We start from the raw sequence: 19,692 nt of genomic DNA on the forward strand, positions 1-19,692 counted from the left end.
ATGGCTCATTTAACGATAGATGAAAGATTTAAAATATACGAAATGAATAAGAGTGGTTATAGCTCGCGATATATAGGGACAAAGATTGGCCGTGATAAAAGCACTATATGTTATGAACTCAAGAGAATGAGGCATAATTATAGACCAGATAGGGCTAACACACTTGCTTGCAGTTTAAGGCAAGGTAAGAGAAAAAGAAAATTAGATATTGATAATAATTTACGAGCAGAAATAATAAAGCAGTTAACACAGGGTATTTCACCAGATATAATTTCAGGTAGACGTAAACTATCACGAGATACTGTCAATATTTCTACAGAGAGCATATACCAGTTTATTTATACATCTCCTATAGCACAAAGGCAAAAATTATATTTATCTTTAGCAAGAAAAAGGAAAAATAGGTTGCATCATGGTACAAGAATCAGAAACAAAAGAATTACAATACCAAATCGAGTTTCCATTACTGAAAGACCAGAGATAAATAGAAAGATAGCAGCAATAGGTCATTTAGAAGGTGATTTAACTTTTAACAAAGGTAATCAAAGTCGTAATATAGGCGCTCTTGTGGATATCAGAACACAAAAAGTGTTTCTCACTTTAAACCGTTCAAAAAGAACACAAGATGTGATTGGTAACATGAATAAAAAACTTAAACAATTGTCGCATATAATCAAAAGCATAACGTTAGATAATGGCAAAGAATTTACCAATCATGAACAACTATTGCCAAAATCTGAACGAAAAGTATATTTTTGCAATCCTTATTCTCCATGGCAAAAACCATTGATAGAGAAGATTAACTCAATGGTGCACAGAGTATACTCTAAATCTTTAGATATAAAAAAATTAACAATAAAGCAATTACAAGAAATTGAGGATTTTTTAAATAATTTACCAAGAAAAGTGCTCGGTTATAAAACACCCAATGAGGTATGGGAAGAAAATATAAATCTGGCTTAATTAATACTGGAATTTACCTAAATTGCTAGTAACCTGAATTCTGGATTAGCTAATTTTGAGATATAGCAGGTTTGTTAGGTTGCATACAGTATGCAATTAGGGCGGATAAGATATGTACAAAGGCATTCCAAATTGATCTATGTCTTGTATGTTCGATCTCGAAAGCACCCTTCAGCACACTAAATAGTCCGTCCGCCAAAACTCTACAAGCCTTATAGATAATATGGTTTTAAGACAAGAAGTAATACAACAATCCGTAAGAAAATGATAAAATATGGTCATAAACCTTATGGATTTCAGTCAATGCCAATAGACAACATTATCAAATCGCAAGAACAAGGGAAACTGTTTGGTTATAAATTAAAAGAAGAATTAAACCCAAATAATAAGCTATATAAATTAAGAGAATTAATAAATTGGTCTAGGCTCGAAGAGTGGTTATCAAAAAATGTTTGTATTAAGAAATTTGGTAGAAATAGAAAATGTCATAGAGTGATGCTTGGCATAACGATGCTACAAGCAATGTATAATTTTTCAGATTCATTATCAGAGGAAGAGCTAAAAGAGAATATGTATTGGCAGTATTTCTGCGGGTGGGAATATATAGAAAAAGACATAGCTATCTCGGAAACTAGTATACGACGGTTTCGTAGTGTATTAGGTGAAGCTGGATATAATGAGATATTATCGGAGTTGATCAGGGTTGGGATAAAAACTAACACAATTAAAAAAAAAGATTTGGAATTAATCATCGCTGATACGACTGTACAAATTAAGAATATCAAACACCCACACGATGTTTATTTAATGGATAAAGCTAGGCTTAGCATAGTAAAGCTTTGCAACAGTTTGGGTATACATTTGAATGAAACATACGCTAGAACCTATAAACGCGATATAGTAAAGCTATGGAAATATAAAGAACATAGTAAAGCCAAGAAGCGTTGGAAAATAATGAAGCATTTAAAAATATTACTGGGTCGTTTGATTAGAGTATGTGAGCGTGAGATCAAAAATAAGCAATTAAACTTGTCTCTCAAAAATCAAGAAGTATTGCAAAAAATAAAACAAATACATAACCAATCTGTTTTAAAAAGAGAAGCTAAAAAGCAATATAAAGAAGATAACAAAGTATTATATAGTTTTCATGCCCCTGAAGTAGAGTGTATAGGAAAGGGAAAACGCAACAAGCCATATGAGTTTGGCAATAAAGTAGCGGTAGTAGTAAGTGGTCGTAGAAATTTTGTTTTATCCGCAAAATCGTTTCATAATAATCCTTATGATGGTCATACATTGCATCAGAGCTTTGAAGCAGTAGAGAGTGTCACTGGAATCAAGATAAAGAAATCATTTGTTGATCTTGGGTATAGTGGTAGGATAGTGGACTAATGGTATGGACCTCCTGATATAGAGAATGAAAAGCAGTTGCTAATCTTCTAGGGTTAATATTTAACATATTAAAACAACAATTAAGGAGGTCCATATGGAGGTTACTACAATTGGTATAGATATTGCAAAAAGAATTTTTCAAATTCATGGTGTAGATAAAAATGGCAAGACAGTATTAAAGAAAAAATTGATGAGAGATCAGGTTTTGACATTTATGGCTAATTTACCACAATGTTTAGTAGGGATGGAAGCTTGTGGTGGTTCTAGTTATTGGGCAAGAGAAATAACTAAATTAGGGCATGAAGTAAAACTAATGGCACCGCAATTTGTCAAACCATATGTTAAAACTAATAAAAATGATCAAGCAGATGCTGAAGCGATATGTGAAGCCGTGACAAGACCTAATATGAGATTTGTTGCAATTAAAACTATAGAGCAACAAGAAATTTTATCAATACATAGGGTAAGAGAGAGATTGGTAAAAAATCGTACAGCACTTGCTAATGAAATTAGGGGGCTACTACATGAGTTTGGTTTTATTGTTCCTCAAGGCATTAATAAGGTTATCACAAAATTAATTGAGATTTTAGATGCAGGGAAATTAAGCCAGTTAAGTTATCAAACATTTAGTGAACTAAAAGAAGAATTCTTAGATAATAACAGAAAAATAAAAGAGATAGAAAAACGATTAACAATGATAGCAAGTAACCTAACTCAATATCAACGATTAAGAGCTATACCTGGTCTTGGTTTAATTACTGCTACTGCTTTAATAGCATCAATAGGTAATGCTACAAGTTTTGAGAATGGCAGGCAATTATCGGCATGGCTAGGATTAGTGCCAAGACAACATTCAAGTGGTGGGAAGGATAAGCTGCTGGGAATTAGCAAGCGAGGTGATGTATACTTACGCACTTTATTAATTCAAGGGGCTAGAGCTGTACTAAATGCCAAGATAAGATTTACATCGGAAGAACAGAAATCTAAAAAAGATTTTAGCCAATTTACGAAATGGATGTTTAATTTATCTGAGCGAAGTAGCCATAATAAAACGACAGTTGCCATAGCTAATAAGTTGGCAAGAGTGGTGTTTGCTGTACTAAGATCAGGAGATGATTATGTAGAGAGTAAAGTTTGTAGCTAAAGAGTGTGTAGCATAGCACTTATAAGTAAAATAAATGGTGATTTATATAATGAATAGGTAAAAGCAAAACAATATGTAAGAGATTCCAACCCGAAATATGCTTGAGATAATTAATATTGATGGTAAATAAGACAAACCTTAGCTTACAAAAAAACTGCGTTTTTCAGTGGCTCTTTTAGAAGCCGATGGACTGATAAGTATATAGTTTGTAAGCCAGCGAATTCCATCAGGGCTGTAGAATAAATTAGGTTGATTTATCAGCTATAAGCCGGATACATGACTGCATTTGTTTGTTTTTATTATTGATGTTATTTTTTTCTTGCATTCTACAGGAGGTCCATACATGAAAAATCAAGACAAAAAAATGAGTAGTATGTTTTCCTAATTTTTCGATTATCAGGCAGCAATTTGCTGATAATTTTGCATATAATTCAGATATACATTCATAGGCTTTTTATAACCAATACTTGAATGAAATCTGTGATAATTATATTTATTCAGATAATGATCAATCCCCTCTTTTAACTCTTTAACATTGTTAAAATCATTAATAAAGATACAATTATATTTTAAAGTTCTAAAAAACCTTTCTATTACTATATTATCAATACTTCTACCTTTGCCATTCATTGAAATTTGGATATCATGCTCCTTGAGAATATTTATGTGGTCATAACTGGTATATTGGCTACCTTGATCACTATTAAATATCTGTGGAGCGTTATACTTACTGAGAGCTTGTTTCAAGACATCAATTACAAGAGATGCATCCATAGAATTTGACAGTTTATAGCTCAATATGGCCTTGCTATGCCAATCTATAATAGCTGCCATATACATAAAGCCACCATTAGTTCTAATGTAAGTAATGTCACCACTCCAAACCTCATTCACATTAGGCACATACACTTGCTTTGTTGAGCCAGATTTAGTCCAATATTGATCAAGTAAGTAGCTATAGATCTTATGCTCACTATCGTTTCGAGAAGTAGATTTTTTCTTATGTGGGTAAATAGCTTCTATACCCATCATCCTCATATATTTCAGTACTCGATCTTTACCGACAATAAAACCATCTTCTAGTAACTGTTGATGAATATAGCGATAACCAAATTCAGGATTATCTGTATATATTTCATCTATTCTATTTAAAATACTTAATTTATTTATACTCATCTCCTTGGATTTATAGTAGGCTGTAGATCGACTAATCTTTAATAGTTCACACTGTCTTGATTTTGAGAGTTGATTTAGCTTGGAGTGTACAAGACTCTTTTTATTTGATAAATCCAAGCTTTTGAGCTTTCCCACGGCCCAGTCCCTCTCAACTGTGATTCTACCAAGAGCTTTAGCAAGTTCATCATTTTGCTCTTGTAAATGATTTATTTGTTCTTGATATTCACTCAAAACTTTAGCTGGTTCAAAAGCTAATGCCGCATTACCTAAAAACTGTTTTTTCCAATTTTGAATTGTTTTAACACTTATTGCATATTTTGAAGCTAACTGACCAAGTGTCGACTCCTCTTTTATTAATTCTAATACTATCCCCGTTTTTTCTGAAGCACTGAAAATTTTTACTTTATTTTTCTTCATCTTTCCTCTTAAGTTTATTGCTATTTATTCTAACTTATTGCGGAAACACACTCCTTCATTTTTTTGTCCAATTTTTTCATGTATGGACCTCCTGTAGAATGCAAGAAAAAAATAACATCAATAATAAAAACAAACAAATGCAGTCATGTATCCGGCTTATAGCTGATAAATCAACCTAATTTATTCTACAGCCCTGATGGAATTCGCTGGCTTACAAACTATATACTTATCAGTCCATCGGCTTCTAAAAGAGCCACTGAAAAACGCAGTTTTTTTGTAAGCTAAGGTTTGTCTTATTTACCATCAATATTAATTATCTCAAGCATATTTCGGGTTGGAATCTCTTACATATTGTTTTGCTTTTACCTATTCATTATATAAATCACCATTTATTTTACTTATAAGTGCTATGCTACACACTCTTTAGCTACAAACTTTACTCTCTACATAATCATCTCCTGATCTTAGTACAGCAAACACCACTCTTGCCAACTTATTAGCTATGGCAACTGTCGTTTTATTATGGCTACTTCGCTCAGATAAATTAAACATCCATTTCGTAAATTGGCTAAAATCTTTTTTAGATTTCTGTTCTTCCGATGTAAATCTTATCTTGGCATTTAGTACAGCTCTAGCCCCTTGAATTAATAAAGTGCGTAAGTATACATCACCTCGCTTGCTAATTCCCAGCAGCTTATCCTTCCCACCACTTGAATGTTGTCTTGGCACTAATCCTAGCCATGCCGATAATTGCCTGCCATTCTCAAAACTTGTAGCATTACCTATTGATGCTATTAAAGCAGTAGCAGTAATTAAACCAAGACCAGGTATAGCTCTTAATCGTTGATATTGAGTTAGGTTACTTGCTATCATTGTTAATCGTTTTTCTATCTCTTTTATTTTTCTGTTATTATCTAAGAATTCTTCTTTTAGTTCACTAAATCAGGAGTTTCGCACTTAGCAAAAAGTATGTTAATCTAGAGAAAAATAGTTTTAGATAAAAATGACAAGAACAAAATGTAGCAAGGACTTATATAAATCATTTTTACAAGCAAGTAGTGTCAGATATACTAGCAAGGCATTATCTGAAGTGAGTCCAGTAGATCTATCTCACGATAGTGCAAGTCGATGGTTAAAGAGTAAGGATTTTCGTCCTAGCGAAATCTATAAGGAAGTGTCCAAATATATAGATTGGGAAGCACCGTGTTTATTAGTGGGGGATGACACCTTATTATCAAAGCAATACAGTCAGAAGATTGAGCTTGTACGTTATCAATATTCTGGAGCTGTACATGATGTTATACCTGGTATAGGAATGGTAAACTTACTACATTACAATACTAAAATTGCTCAATCTACTCCCGTAGATTATAGAATATATGATAAAGACACTGATGGTAAAACAAAGAATGAGCATTTTTGTGATATGCTTACTTTAGCTAAAGAAAGAGGTCTCAATCCTGATGCCATAGTCATGGATGCTTGGTATAGCGGGTTGGAGAATTTAAAACATATACGTAATTTAGGCTGGCTATGGGTTACCACCCTAAGGAAAAATAGAAAAGTTAATCATAATGTTAGCTTGGAAAGTTTAGAGATACCCGATGAGGGGCTAAAAATTCACCTACGTGGATACGGTTGGGTTACGGTATTTAAGTTTGTGGCAAAGAATGGTCGCATTGATTACATAACAACGAACTTGGAAAATCCCACACGTGAGCAAATAGAGAAAATTGTTAAGGCACGTTGGTCTATAGAGGTTTATCATCGAGAATTAAAACAAACTTGTGGTATTGAACGCTGTCAGGCACGCACGGGCCGAGCTCAAAGAAATCATATTTGCCTTGCAGTATTTGCCTGGCTTGATATGAATAAAAGGAGGATAAATGAAAACATTACTTTATATCAACAAACTTGGGAAGTTATAAAAACATCAATTCAAAACAATATCAGATGGCTTTTAACTGATTCGCAACTTTGCTAAGTGCGAAACTCCTGTAAATGTTTGATAACTTAACTGGCTTAATTTCCCTGCATCTAAAATCTCAATTAATTTTGTGATAACCTTATTAATGCCTTGAGGAACAATAAAACCAAACTCATGTAGTAGCCCCCTAATTTCATTAGCAAGTGCTGTACGATTTTTTACCAATCTCTCTCTTACCCTATGTATTGATAAAATTTCTTGTTGCTCTATAGTTTTAATTGCAACAAATCTCATATTAGGTCTTGTCACGGCTTCACATATCGCTTCAGCATCTGCTTGATCATTTTTATTAGTTTTAACATATGGTTTGACAAATTGCGGTGCCATTAGTTTTACTTCATGCCCTAATTTAGTTATTTCTCTTGCCCAATAACTAGAACCACCACAAGCTTCCATCCCTACTAAACATTGTGGTAAATTAGCCATAAATGTCAAAACCTGATCTCTCATCAATTTTTTCTTTAATACTGTCTTGCCATTTTTATCTACACCATGAATTTGAAAAATTCTTTTTGCAATATCTATACCAATTGTAGTAACCTCCATATGGACCTCCTTAATTGTTGTTTTAATATGTTAAATATTAACCCTAGAAGATTAGCAACTGCTTTTCATTCTCTATATCAGGAGGTCCATACCATTAGTCCATTATAGTAGCAATGTAAAGGAGAAGAGTAAGGTATATACCCCAAAAACGCGGAAGAAGTTGTTACAAGAGGACAAGTCTATGATCAAGAGACGCAGTGCCATAGAACCAATAATAGGTCACTTAAAGCAATATGGTCGGATGGGTAGAAACTTCTTGAAAGGTATGATAGGAGATATTATCAATCCAATAATCTCTGCTATTGGTTTGAATTTACGATGCATTGCAAATCATTTACAAATCGTGTCTAACTCCACATAAATCAAAAATATCATCATGCAAAAACTAGATGAACGATAAAAAATCGTTAACAATAGCTCCATATCAAAATTAGACCAACACAGAAATGTATCAGTAAAAATTAACATAACTTATTAATTTTTATTGAAAATCTTAGCAATTTGTTGTCAAAACTCTATCCCATTACAAATGATCAGGATTTGAAGTGTTTTTGGCGGATAGACTAAATACTGTTTCGATAATTGAGCGTTTGCGTAATAATATTTTTTCAAATAATGGCATAAGTTTATTCTTCATTTTCTTCTTTATGCCAGTTACTAACTTGATTCCTTTGCTGTATAGATCATCAAAGAGCTCCTGTTTGATATAACCCTTATCGCCAAACAATAATCCCGTGATATGTTTGGTGATTATCGAAACCGGCGCTCTATCATCTACATTACCAGGCGTTAGTTTTAGACCTTGAATCTCACCTTTTTCGTTAATCCCTGTTGGGTTAAATTCCCCGTGGCTTGCCACGATTATTAACCAAATGTAATTTTAGACCAAAAAACCAACTTTTTGTTGTTTTACCCAAAGCAGCAATACCGGCAAAGACTTTATTACGAGAGATTCTTTTTCGATGACAAACCTCTAAAGATGTGGCGTCAATATAAGAAACTCCCGTAGATTGAGCTGCCTGCATATACCATTCAAGTAATAAAACTAAATAACTCAGAACTCTTGGTTTTAGAGCTATAAAACGAGTATATCAGGAGTTTCGCACTTAGCAAAGTTGCGAATCAGTTAAAAGCCATCTGATATTGTTTTGAATTGATGTTTTTATAACTTCCCAAGTTTGTTGATATAAAGTAATGTTTTCATTTATCCTCCTTTTATTCATATCAAGCCAGGCAAATACTGCAAGGCAAATATGATTTCTTTGAGCTCGGCCCGTGCGTGCCTGACAGCGTTCAATACCACAAGTTTGTTTTAATTCTCGATGATAAACCTCTATAGACCAACGTGCCTTAACAATTTTCTCTATTTGCTCACGTGTGGGATTTTCCAAGTTCGTTGTTATAGCTAACGCGAAAAGGTTTTTACCATAGTTTTTGTATTTACTCACATATTCACCAGATCTAAATACTATTAAACATTGCTGGACTAACTTTAAAAACTGTTTACATAAAATTATTGATCAATGCCTAAGTTTTTCCTAATATGTGGTAGAAACATTTCCGTGTTAGCTATATGTAATCAATGCGACCATTCTTTGCCACAAACTTAAATACCGTAACCCAACCGTATCCACGTAGGTGAATTTTTAGCCCCTCATCGGGTATCTCTAAACTTTCCAAGCTAACATTATGATTAACTTTTCTATTTTTCCTTAGGGTGGTAACCCATAGCCAGCCTAAATTACGTATATGTTTTAAATTCTCCAACCCGCTATACCAAGCATCCATGACTATGGCATCAGGATTGAGACCTCTTTCTTTAGCTAAAGTAAGCATATCACAAAAATGCTCATTCTTTGTTTTACCATCAGTGTCTTTATCATATATTCTATAATCTACGGGAGTAGATTGAGCAATTTTAGTATTGTAATGTAGTAAGTTTACCATTCCTATACCAGGTATAACATCATGTACAGCTCCAGAATATTGATAACGTACAAGCTCAATCTTCTGACTGTATTGCTTTGATAATAAGGTGTCATCCCCCACTAATAAACACGGTGCTTCCCAATCTATATATTTTGACACTTCCTTATAGATTTCGCTAAGACGAAAATCCTTACTCTTTAACCATCGACTTGCACTATCGTGAGATAGATCTACTGGACTCACTTCAGATAATGCCTTGCTAGTATATCTGACACTACTTGCTTGTAAAAATGATTTATATAAGTCCTTGCTACATTTTGTTCTTGTCATTTTTATCTAAAACTATTTTTCTCTAGATTAACACAGGAGTTTCGCACTTAGCAAAGTTGCGAATCAGTTAAAAGCCATCTGATATTGTTTTGAATTGATGTTTTTATAACTTCCCAAGTTTGTTGATATAAAGTAATGTTTTCATTTATCCTCCTTTTATTCATATCAAGCCAGGCAAATACTGCAAGGCTTTGTTGCATAAATAAAATTTGTAGAGCAAGAGTGGTGATAATCTGGTAAGATGTCCTGAATTAAAAAATAATCCAGATTATATGAGATCTCGGAAGAAAGCCCCTTTTAGTAAATCACGCAAGTATTCTAAATATAAAATAACGAATTGGTCAGAATATAATAATTTTTTACGCAATAGGGGTCGCATAGATTTTATGATTGCCAGTGATTTGGCGATTGGCTGGTATGCTGATTACAGAGAGGAAATGAAACGAGGAAGACCTAGACGCTATAGTGATCACGCTATATTACAGTGTTTGAAGATCAGATGCTTATTCGGTCTTAAGTTACGCCAAACCCAAGGCTTTATAAACTGGCTCTTTGAAATATCGGGTTTATCTATTAGATGTCCAGACTATACAACATTAAGTAAGCGTATGAAGTCATTAGATCTTAGGTATTTACATGGAAATCAAGATAAAGAATTTAGTTGTATTTCAATGGATAGTACAGGGATACAAGCCTACACAGGGAACGAATGGCTAGAAAATAAGCAGGGTAAGCAATATAAGCGTCGCATATGGAAAAAGCTACATATCGTTATAGAAGATCAAGGTATGATACTTGCCGATAGTACCACAGAGCATACTATAGATGATAGATCACAGATTGGACTACTAATAGCTAATGTCAGAGCCAAGGATTTTCTGGGAGATCGAGGGTATGACGGTGAATCTACATATCAATTGTTGAGAAAGAAGAAGATAAAACCAGTTATTAGACCCCCAAACTCTTCAGTAAAAGTTCAATCGCTTAGGGATAAAACTGAGAGAGATGCAGCTGTTATATATCAACAAAACAAAGGATACCAAGCATGGAGGGTAAAGAATAATTATGGTAGAAGGGAGCGTGTAGAGAACACGTTCTTTCGATTTAAAACTTCTTTTGGTAGTAAGTTTCTATCAAGACATGATCAAAATATGACAAAAGAAATGTCTATTAAATGCCACTTATTAAACAAAATGTTTGAAATTGGTAAACCTATCTCTGTGCCTGTTGGCTAGGCTAGCATTGCGGGGTTAGGGGCAGTATATTCAAAAGCTTATTTATGCAACAAAGCCATCACGGCCAATCTTTGTCCCTATATATCGCGAGCTATAACCACTCTTATTCATTTCGTATATTTTAAATCTTTCATCTATCGTTAAATGAGCCATGATATATCTATATTTAAATGATGCTCCTCGTAGCTCTGCTGCGAGGAGCATCATTTAATTATAGAACTTTCCATATTTTTTGATCTTTTGCATTAAAATACCTACTTGGTTATTTGTACATGTCATCAGTAATTCTCGAATAATATTTAAATATTTAAAAATAAATTTTTATTCGATTTTACTGTCCATAGTTACTTCTTTTTTATAGGTAATTTTAATGTTCGTTGAGGGTAATTCTAATATTCGTTAGTCACAGGACATCTTACCAGATTATCACCACTCTTTCTCTACAAAGCTTATTTATCTGAAGTTTTGACAAAAATTCTAATTTTTCTGACTAAAGTAAAAATTTATATTTAAAGTTAAATATTTAGTGCTTTTATCAGCTTAAAAGCGATATTTCTACAATTTAAAGTAAATTATTTGATATATAATACAAATTATAGATTGATACACTCGCCACTTTTTTTAATAAAAATTTTTTGTCAAAACTTCAGTATTTATGCAACAAAGCCATTCTGAGCTGTTAACAATAGTGCTTTTATACCATCAATCACCTTGTAAAAACTTTAAATATTTTTATATGTCCTATCTACAATTATATAAATCAGACTTTGTAACTCTTCCATCATATACAGGAGTTTCGCACTTAGCAAAAAGTATGTTACAGGAGTTTCGCACTTAGCAAAAAGTATGTTAATCTAGAGAAAAATAGTTTTAGATAAAAATAACAAGAACAAAATGTAGCAAGGACTTATATAAATCATTTTTACAAGCAAGTAGTGTCAGATATACTAGCAAGGCATTATCTGAAGTGAGTCCAGTAGATCTATCTCACGATAGTGCAAGTCGATGGTTAAAGAGTAAGGATTTTCGTCCTAGCGAAATCTATAAGGAAGTGTCAAAATATATAGATTGGGAAGCACCGTGTTTATTAGTGGGGGATGACACCTTATTATCAAAGCAATACAGTCAGAAGATTGAGCTTGTACGTTATCAATATTCTGGAGCTGTACATGATGTTATACCTGGTATAGGAATGGTAAACTTACTACATTACAATACTAAAATTGCTCAATCTACTCCCGTAGATTATAGAATATATGATAAAGACACTGATGGTAAAACAAAGAATGAGCATTTTTGTGATATGCTTACTTTAGCTAAAGAAAGAGGTCTCAATCCTGATGCCATAGTCATGGATGCTTGGTATGGCTTTGTTGCATAAATAAGCTTTTGAATATACTGCCCCTAACCCCGCAATGCTAGCCTAGCCAACAGGCACAGAGATAGGTTTACCAATTTCAAACATTTTGTTTAATAAGTGGCATTTAATAGACATTTCTTTTGTCATATTTTGATCATGTCTTGATAGAAACTTACTACCAAAAGAAGTTTTAAATCGAAAGAACGTGTTCTCTACACGCTCCCTTCTACCATAATTATTCTTTACCCTCCATGCTTGGTATCCTTTGTTTTGTTGATATATAACAGCTGCATCTCTCTCAGTTTTATCCCTAAGCGATTGAACTTTTACTGAAGAGTTTGGGGGTCTAATAACTGGTTTTATCTTCTTCTTTCTCAACAATTGATATGTAGATTCACCGTCATACCCTCGATCTCCCAGAAAATCCTTGGCTCTGACATTAGCTATTAGTAGTCCAATCTGTGATCTATCATCTATAGTATGCTCTGTGGTACTATCGGCAAGTATCATACCTTGATCTTCTATAACGATATGTAGCTTTTTCCATATGCGACGCTTATATTGCTTACCCTGCTTATTTTCTAGCCATTCGTTCCCTGTGTAGGCTTGTATCCCTGTACTATCCATTGAAATACAACTAAATTCTTTATCTTGATTTCCATGTAAATACCTAAGATCTAATGACTTCATACGCTTACTTAATGTTGTATAGTCTGGACATCTAATAGATAAACCCGATATTTCAAAGAGCCAGTTTATAAAGCCTTGGGTTTGGCGTAACTTAAGACCGAATAAGCATCTGATCTTCAAACACTGTAATATAGCGTGATCACTATAGCGTCTAGGTCTTCCTCGTTTCATTTCCTCTCTGTAATCAGCATACCAGCCAATCGCCAAATCACTGGCAATCATAAAATCTATGCGACCCCTATTGCGTAAAAAATTATTATATTCTGACCAATTCGTTATTTTATATTTAGAATACTTGCGTGATTTACTAAAAGGGGCTTTCTTCCGAGATCTCATATAATCTGGATTATTTTTTAATTCAGGACATCTTACCAGATTATCACCACTCTTGCTCTACAAATTTTAGGAAAGTTCTATAATTAATTAAGCCAGATATAATCAATTTTTAATCTCTCAGGGTTTAATTCCCCGAAGCTCTGCTTCGTGATATCATAAGAAACAACTAAAACTTTTTTAGATACCTCGTAGCTCTGCTGCGAGGAGCATCATTTAATAAAAACCCTACAAGAAAGCCTGAAATAAGCTATTCTGAGCTGTTAACAATAGTGCTTTTATACCATCAATCACCTTGTAAAAACTTTAAATATTTTTATATGTCCTATCTACAATTATATAAATCAGACTTTGTAACTCTTCCATCATATACTCGTTTTATAGCTCTAAAACCAAGAGTTCTGAGTTATTTAGTTTTATTACTTGAATGGTATATGCAGGCAGCTCAATCTAAGGGAGTTTCTTATATTGACGCCACATCTTTAGAGGTTTGTCATCGAAAAAGAATCTCTCGTAATAAAGTCTTTGCCGGTATTGCTGCTTTGGGTAAAACAACAAAAAGTTGGTTTTTTGGTCTAAAATTACATTTGGTTATTAACGAAAAAGGTGAGATTCAAGGTCTAAAACTAACGCCTGGTAATGTAGATGATAGAGCGCCGGTTTCGATAATCACCAAACATATCACGGGATTATTGTTTGGCGATAAGGGTTATATCAAACAGGAGCTCTTTGATGATCTATACAGCAAAGGAATCAAGTTAGTAATTGGCATAAAGAAGAAAATGAAGAATAAACTTATGCCATTATTTGAAAAAATATTATTACGCAAACGCTCAATTATCGAAACAGTATTTAGTGTGCTGAAGGGTGCTTTCGAGATTGAACATACAAGACATAGATCAATTTGGAATGCCTTTGTACATATCTTATCCGCCCTAATTGCATACTGTATGAAACCTAACAAACCTGCTATATCTCAAAATTAGCTAATCCAGAATTCAGGTTAAAGAATTCCAAACAGAGATAGAAGAAAGCCTAAATATGGTTAAGACATTAGGATTGTTATGTGATGAAAATATGGGTGATTTTTGAATTAGTTTTTCCATCATTGCGAGAAGGCATTGCCTGCGTGGATCATTTTCCCCTGTCATCCCGTGATGGTGTTGTTGCGTGGGTTCTTTCCTACCTGTCACCCCGTGGCTTGACCACGGGGTCCAGCTAGAAAATACTAATAAAATTTGATGAACGAACATTAGAATTACCCATGACGAATATTAAAATTACCCATTTTTGAGTAAAAAATATTGTCTAAAGTGTTACATTATTATCCTCCGATTTTATAGTTAATTTTTTGCCTTTAGCTGTAGCGATTCTATAACTTTCAGTATTGAGTTCAAGAATTGAAGAATGGTGAACCAATCTGTCAATAACTGCTGACGTAGTCATTTCATCTTTAAAAATAGTATTCCATTTTGCAAAAACTAAATTGCTAGTAATTAATACACTACGCATTTCATAACGTTCAGCTAATAAGGTAAATAAAACATCAGTTTCTTCACGATTATATGGTACATATGATATATCATCAATTATCAATATCAGGAGTTTCGCACTTAGCAAAGTTGCGAATCAGTTAAAAGCCATCTGATATTGTTTTGAATTGATGTTTTTATAACTTCCCAAGTTTGTTGATATAAAGTAATGTTTTCATTTATCCTCCTTTTATTCATATCAAGCCAGGCAAATACTGCAAGGCAAATATGATTTCTTTGAGCTCGGCCCGTGCGTGCCTGACAGCGTTCAATACCACAAGTTTGTTTTAATTCTCGATGATAAACCTCTATAGACCAACGTGCCTTAACAATTTTCTCTATTTGCTCACGTGTGGGATTTTCCAAGTTCGTTGTTATGTAATCAATGCGACCATTCTTTGCCACAAACTTAAATACCGTAACCCAACCGTATCCACGTAGGTGAATTTTTAGCCCCTCATCGGGTATCTCTAAACTTTCCAAGCTAACATTATGATTAACTTTTCTATTTTTCCTTAGGGTGGTAACCCATAGCCAGCCTAAATTACGTATATGTTTTAAATTCTCCAACCCGCTATACCAAGCATCCATGACTATGGCATCAGGATTGAGACCTCTTGCTTTAGCTAAAGTAAGCATATCACAAAAATGCTCATTCTTTGTTTTACCATCAGTGTCTTTATCATATATTCTATAATCTACGGGAGTAGATTGAGCAATTTTAGTATTGTAATGTAGTAAGTTTACCATTCCTATACCAGGTATAACATCATGTACAGCTCCAGAATATTGATAACGTACAAGCTCAATCTTCTGACTGTATTGCTTTGATAATAAGGTGTCATCCCCCACTAATAAACACGGTGCTTCCCAATCTATATATTTTGACACTTCCTTATAGATTTCGCTAGGACGAAAATCCTTACTCTTTAACCATCGACTTGCACTATCGTGAGATAGATCTACTGGACTCACTTCAGATAATGCCTTGCTAGTATATCTGACACTACTTGCTTGTAAAAATGATTTATATAAGTCCTTGCTACATTTTGTTCTTGTCATTTTTATCTAAAACTATTTTTCTCTAGATTAACATACTTTTTGCTAAGTGCGAAACTCCTGAATATTTCAAAATAATCGAATTTTTTAATAATTTGCTTAAGTTTTAAACTAAGCTTTGCTTCTAGTAATTGTTGAACCAAATTAGCTGCTGTTGTATATAATACACGTCTACCAGCAAGACACCACTCACGTGCTAAACCTATACTAAGATGACTTTTGCCAGTGCCAGGATTACCAAAAATAAGTATATTTTCATAGCGATCCATAAATTCTCCTTGTGCAAGATATTGGATCTTAGTTGGCGATAATCCTGGGATACGCTTAATATCAAAGTTGCTTAATAACTTATCTCGAGAGAGTTTTGCTTGCTTCAGCAATCTGGCAATACGTTGTTGTTGTCTATGTTCTAACTCACGTATGGCTAACTCCTGTAGATAATCTATATATGTTTTCTTTTCTTGCTCAAAGCTTTCTGCAACTGATTTATAGCACGATGCAAAAGTAGGTAAGCAAAGGTTCTTGAGTAAATTATTTAGCGGTTGCGGAGTTATTATCTGTTTACTCATGCAACCTCCATTGTTTTAAAGCAATGTAATTGATCATATTCAGACAGTATTGGTTGATTAATTTTTACTGAACAAACAGTTTGAGTCTGGCTATTTAGTAAATCTGTAATATGATCAATTATTGGCTCAATCTTCTTTTCTAATAGCACTTCTAATGCAGTAACTACATTCAATTCTCCATACATTTTTGCTAATTGTAATATTTTAAGATATATTTTATGCCCTTTATATGGATATATAGAGATAAGCTGGTCATATACCTGACGAAATATAGCACGTGGGAATAAAGCTTCATAATATTGATATTGAACAAATGCTCCAGGTTTACGTACTAAACTATCAATAATATGTCTATAATCAATAACATAGCCATTGCTGATTCTAGACATTTTTTGTAAACATTTGTTACCATAGTAAAGCTCTATTTCTTCAGAATAAATATAAGCTTTTAAAGTATAACCTATTAAGCGACTAGGCACAGAATAAGCTACAGATAAAATACTAACTGTACTGCTTGGATTAACACGTACTGATAATATTGTAGGTGCATTCCATTTCCTGATTGGTAACTCTTTTAACCTGAATTCTGGATTAGCTAATTTTGAGATATAGCAGGTTTGTTAGGTTTCATACAGTATGCAATTAGGGCGGATAAGATATGTACAAAGGCATTCCAAATTGATCTATGTCTTGTATGTTCGATCTCGAAAGCACCCTTCAGCACACTAAATACTGTTTCGATAATTGAGCGTTTGCGTAATAATATTTTTTCAAATAATGGCATAAGTTTATTCTTCATTTTCTTCTTTATGCCAGTTACTAACTTGATTCCTTTGCTGTATAGATCATCAAAGAGCTCCTGTTTGATATAACCCTTATCGCCAAACAATAATCCCGTGATATGTTTGGTGATTATCGAAACCGGCGCTCTATCATCTACATTACCAGGCGTTAGTTTTAGACCTTGAATCTCACCTTTTTCGTTAATAACCAAATGTAATTTTAGACCAAAAAACCAACTTTTTGTTGTTTTACCCAAAGCAGCAATACCGGCAAAGACTTTATTACGAGAGATTCTTTTTCGATGACAAACCTCTAAAGATGTGGCGTCAATATAAGAAACTCCCGTAGATTGAGCTGCCTGCATATACCATTCAAGTAATAAAACTAAATAACTCAGAACTCTTGGTTTTAGAGCTATAAAACGAGTATATGATGGAAGAGTTACAAAGTCTGATTTATATAATTGTAGATAGGACATATAAAAATATTTAAAGTTTTTACAAGGTGATTGATGGTATAAAAGCACTATTGTTAACAGCTCAGAATAGCTTATTTCAGGCTTTCTTGTAGGGTTTTTATTAATTAATGGTAGAAATGATTTATTAATCCACTGCTCGCTAATTTTACAAAAATCATCGACAAAACAAAATAATGCAGTAATATCTTTCTTCATGGGGATACTCTTGTTTTTTTGCTAAAAATTATATAGAGTATCTTCTATCCCTTGTAAATACTTACTTCCAAACCTAGATTAATCCAGAATTCAGGTTTATAGGTAATTTTAATGTTCGTTGAGGGTAATTCTAATATTCGTTAGTCAAAAATTAGTATTTTTTATTATTTTTCGAATACTGTGGTCAAGCAACTAGGTGACTACCTTAGGGTGCTTTTTGATTCACGCGAGCAATGCTGTAGCTAGGATGAAACCAATTTTATAACTAACTGAAGTTTTGACAAAAAATTTTTATTAAAAAAAGTGGCGAGTGTATCAATCTATAATTTGTATTATATATCAAATAATTTACTTAAATTGTAGAAATATCGCTTTTAAGCTGATAAAAGCACTAAATATTTAACTTTAAATATAAATTTTTACTTTAGTCAGAAAAATTAGAATTTTTGTCAAAACTTCAGTAACTAATAAAACTACCTCCAACACTTACTTTACTCTTTAACCCCACAAAGTTATTGTTTGTTTTATTTTGTGTGATTATTATCGCATAGAAAATTAACTTAACTCTATGCCAAATATAGACATTCTTATTTTTGCTAGTTTTGTAGCGATTAATTTAATCGTTGGATTTGCGGATATTAAAAATATAAAAAATATTCGGGAATATGCGATTGGAAAAAGAAATTTCTCGACCGGTACGATAGTTGCAACCCTAATTGCTACTTGGATCGGTACTAGCACTTTCCTAATCGATAATTCACGAATATATACTGACGGGTTGTTTTACTTGCTTCCTAGCATACTCGGTAGTGTTGTTAGTTGGCTCTTAATTGCCTATTTCCTTGCTCCTCGTTTCGAGCATTTTTTAGGCAGTAGATCAGTAGCAGAAATAATGGGGAACGCTTACGGCAATAAAGTTCGTGGTCTTACCTCTATTGTTAGCATATTAATGGCTATAGGCAGGATTGCTATTCAGTTTCATATAGCTAGTCTAGTGCTAGAGTTATTTTTTGGTATTTCAAATTTTTACGTAGATTTGTTTTTAGCGACTTTCATAATAAGCTATTCGGCTTTCGGCGGCGTTAAATCGGTTACTTTTACTGAAGCCGTACAGTTTTTTACCTATAGTGCCGTTATTCCGGTAATAGGGATTATAGTGTGGAATATTTTTAGCGATCCTACTATTTCTATCGACTCAAATGTGCAACATCATCTTACCGATTTAGGGATGATATTTAACTATACTAACCCTAAATTTTGGATATCCTTAAATATCTTTATATATTTTGCAATTCCATCGCTTGGTCCTTCGATTTTTCAAAGAATATTGATGGCAAAGGATATACATCAGATATCAAGAACCTTTTTTATTTCAGCAATTATTTGCCTTTGTTTATCTATCTTATTCATTTGGATTGCGATATTGTTGCTTTCCCAAAATGCTGTCGATAGTAGTCAATTATTTTTTCAGATTACTAAAAGCTATATAGGATTTAAAGGCTTAATAGTTGGCGTTATTATGGCAATGATAATCTCAAGTACTAACTCTTATATTAACGTTGGGAAAGTTCTATAAT

14 protein-coding genes and 11 pseudogenes are annotated in these 19,692 nt (G+C 33.3%); 10 read left to right on the forward strand and 15 right to left on the reverse strand.

The window, feature by feature from the left end; genetic code table 11:
* On the forward strand, positions 1-963 hold the full coding sequence (locus AAHI98_RS17205) for an IS30 family transposase (RefSeq protein WP_342224646.1): 963 nt from the start codon (positions 1-3) through the stop codon (positions 961-963).
* A gap of 49 nt (positions 964-1,012) precedes the next feature.
* Here the strand turns inward: AAHI98_RS17205 and AAHI98_RS17210 are convergent.
* Positions 1,013-1,150 (reverse strand): annotated as a pseudogene (locus AAHI98_RS17210) (IS982 family transposase); the annotation flags it as partial.
* Between the two features lie 77 nt (positions 1,151-1,227).
* Between AAHI98_RS17210 and AAHI98_RS17215 the strand changes: the two are divergent.
* Positions 1,228-2,352, forward strand: a complete 1,125-nt coding sequence (locus AAHI98_RS17215; RefSeq protein WP_342226583.1) for an IS5 family transposase — start codon at positions 1,228-1,230, stop codon at positions 2,350-2,352.
* 94 nt (positions 2,353-2,446) lie between these two features.
* Complete coding sequence (locus AAHI98_RS17220) at positions 2,447-3,496, forward strand: IS110 family RNA-guided transposase (protein WP_342224642.1); 1,050 nt, start codon at positions 2,447-2,449, stop codon at positions 3,494-3,496.
* 396 nt (positions 3,497-3,892) lie between these two features.
* Here the strand turns inward: AAHI98_RS17220 and AAHI98_RS17225 are convergent, their stop codons facing one another.
* Entirely contained in the window at positions 3,893-5,089 is a 1,197-nt protein-coding gene (locus tag AAHI98_RS17225) for an IS3 family transposase (RefSeq protein WP_342226584.1), read from the reverse strand.
* Between the two features lie 423 nt (positions 5,090-5,512).
* Positions 5,513-6,010, reverse strand: a pseudogene (locus AAHI98_RS17230) (IS110 family RNA-guided transposase); the annotation flags it as partial.
* 82 nt (positions 6,011-6,092) lie between these two features.
* On the opposite strand from AAHI98_RS17230, the gene AAHI98_RS17235 reads away from it, so the two are divergent.
* Positions 6,093-7,073 carry an IS701 family transposase gene (locus AAHI98_RS17235; protein ID WP_342224659.1) on the forward strand — a complete coding sequence of 327 codons (981 nt, stop codon included), beginning with the start codon at positions 6,093-6,095 and terminating at the stop codon, positions 7,071-7,073.
* Positions 7,074-7,121: 48 nt separating this feature from the next.
* On the opposite strand, the pseudogene AAHI98_RS17240 reads toward AAHI98_RS17235, so the two are convergent.
* A pseudogene (locus tag AAHI98_RS17240) lies at positions 7,122-7,622 on the reverse strand (IS110 family RNA-guided transposase); the annotation flags it as partial.
* A 160-nt stretch (positions 7,623-7,782) separates the two neighbouring features.
* Between AAHI98_RS17240 and AAHI98_RS17245 the strand changes: the two are divergent.
* Positions 7,783-7,983: a hypothetical protein gene (locus AAHI98_RS17245; RefSeq protein WP_342224789.1), complete on the forward strand. Its 201-nt coding sequence runs from the start codon at positions 7,783-7,785 to the stop codon at positions 7,981-7,983.
* A 168-nt stretch (positions 7,984-8,151) separates the two neighbouring features.
* Here the strand turns inward: AAHI98_RS17245 and AAHI98_RS17250 are convergent.
* The 4 genes and pseudogenes from AAHI98_RS17250 to AAHI98_RS17265 form a co-directional block, all read right to left on the reverse strand.
* Positions 8,152-8,713: pseudogene (locus AAHI98_RS17250) on the reverse strand (IS982 family transposase); the annotation flags it as partial.
* A 15-nt stretch (positions 8,714-8,728) separates the two neighbouring features.
* Positions 8,729-9,139 (reverse strand): transposase, encoded by a 411-nt coding sequence (locus tag AAHI98_RS17255; RefSeq protein WP_458693701.1) that lies wholly within the window; start codon positions 9,137-9,139, stop codon positions 8,729-8,731.
* Between the two features lie 58 nt (positions 9,140-9,197).
* Positions 9,198-9,881: pseudogene (locus AAHI98_RS17260) on the reverse strand (transposase); the annotation flags it as partial.
* A gap of 47 nt (positions 9,882-9,928) precedes the next feature.
* Positions 9,929-10,069 (reverse strand): annotated as a pseudogene (locus tag AAHI98_RS17265) (IS701 family transposase); the annotation flags it as partial.
* An 84-nt stretch (positions 10,070-10,153) separates the two neighbouring features.
* Here AAHI98_RS17265 and AAHI98_RS17270 point away from each other — a divergent pair.
* Positions 10,154-11,116 (forward strand): IS5 family transposase, encoded by a 963-nt coding sequence (locus AAHI98_RS17270; RefSeq protein WP_342226588.1) that lies wholly within the window; start codon positions 10,154-10,156, stop codon positions 11,114-11,116.
* A gap of 57 nt (positions 11,117-11,173) precedes the next feature.
* On the opposite strand, the pseudogene AAHI98_RS17275 reads toward AAHI98_RS17270, so the two are convergent.
* A pseudogene (locus AAHI98_RS17275) lies at positions 11,174-11,269 on the reverse strand (IS30 family transposase); the annotation flags it as partial.
* Between the two features lie 517 nt (positions 11,270-11,786).
* Between AAHI98_RS17275 and AAHI98_RS18920 the strand changes: the two are divergent.
* Positions 11,787-11,903 (forward strand): annotated as a pseudogene (locus AAHI98_RS18920) (IS982 family transposase); the annotation flags it as partial.
* 93 nt (positions 11,904-11,996) lie between these two features.
* Positions 11,997-12,482, forward strand: a pseudogene (locus AAHI98_RS17285) (IS701 family transposase); the annotation flags it as partial.
* A 57-nt stretch (positions 12,483-12,539) separates the two neighbouring features.
* Here AAHI98_RS17285 and AAHI98_RS17290 read toward each other — a convergent pair.
* Positions 12,540-13,502, reverse strand: a complete 963-nt coding sequence (locus AAHI98_RS17290) for an IS5 family transposase (RefSeq protein ID WP_342226588.1) — start codon at positions 13,500-13,502, stop codon at positions 12,540-12,542.
* A gap of 209 nt (positions 13,503-13,711) precedes the next feature.
* Between AAHI98_RS17290 and AAHI98_RS17295 the strand changes: the two are divergent.
* Positions 13,712-14,485: pseudogene (locus AAHI98_RS17295) on the forward strand (IS982 family transposase); the annotation flags it as partial.
* Between the two features lie 322 nt (positions 14,486-14,807).
* On the opposite strand, the gene AAHI98_RS17300 reads toward AAHI98_RS17295, so the two are convergent.
* From AAHI98_RS17300 to AAHI98_RS17320, 5 genes are read right to left on the reverse strand one after another with little or no spacing between them, the layout of a single operon-like run.
* Entirely contained in the window at positions 14,808-15,119 is a 312-nt protein-coding gene (locus tag AAHI98_RS17300; protein ID WP_342225037.1) for an ATP-binding protein, read from the reverse strand.
* Complete coding sequence (locus tag AAHI98_RS17305) at positions 15,113-16,093, reverse strand: IS701 family transposase (RefSeq protein ID WP_342225548.1); 981 nt, start codon at positions 16,091-16,093, stop codon at positions 15,113-15,115. Before AAHI98_RS17305 ends, AAHI98_RS17300 begins: the two co-directional genes overlap by 7 nt.
* 2 nt (positions 16,094-16,095) lie before the next feature.
* Positions 16,096-16,659 (reverse strand): ATP-binding protein, encoded by a 564-nt coding sequence (locus tag AAHI98_RS17310; RefSeq protein ID WP_342226591.1) that lies wholly within the window; start codon positions 16,657-16,659, stop codon positions 16,096-16,098.
* On the reverse strand, positions 16,656-17,267 hold the full coding sequence (locus AAHI98_RS18340) for a Mu transposase domain-containing protein (protein ID WP_410526275.1): 612 nt from the start codon (positions 17,265-17,267) through the stop codon (positions 16,656-16,658). The genes AAHI98_RS17310 and AAHI98_RS18340 overlap by 4 nt, the downstream gene beginning before the upstream one ends.
* On the reverse strand, positions 17,255-18,115 hold the full coding sequence (locus tag AAHI98_RS17320; RefSeq protein ID WP_342225178.1) for an IS982 family transposase: 861 nt from the start codon (positions 18,113-18,115) through the stop codon (positions 17,255-17,257). The genes AAHI98_RS18340 and AAHI98_RS17320 overlap by 13 nt, the downstream gene beginning before the upstream one ends.
* Positions 18,116-18,683: 568 nt before the next feature.
* Between AAHI98_RS17320 and AAHI98_RS17325 the strand changes: the two are divergent.
* Positions 18,684-19,685, forward strand: a pseudogene (locus AAHI98_RS17325) (sodium:solute symporter family protein); the annotation flags it as partial.
* Positions 19,686-19,692: the final 7 nt, after the last annotated feature.

It is taken from the genome of Rickettsia endosymbiont of Urophora cardui, from assembly GCF_964030725.1.
Taxonomy (GTDB): Bacteria; Pseudomonadota; Alphaproteobacteria; order Rickettsiales; family Rickettsiaceae; genus Rickettsia.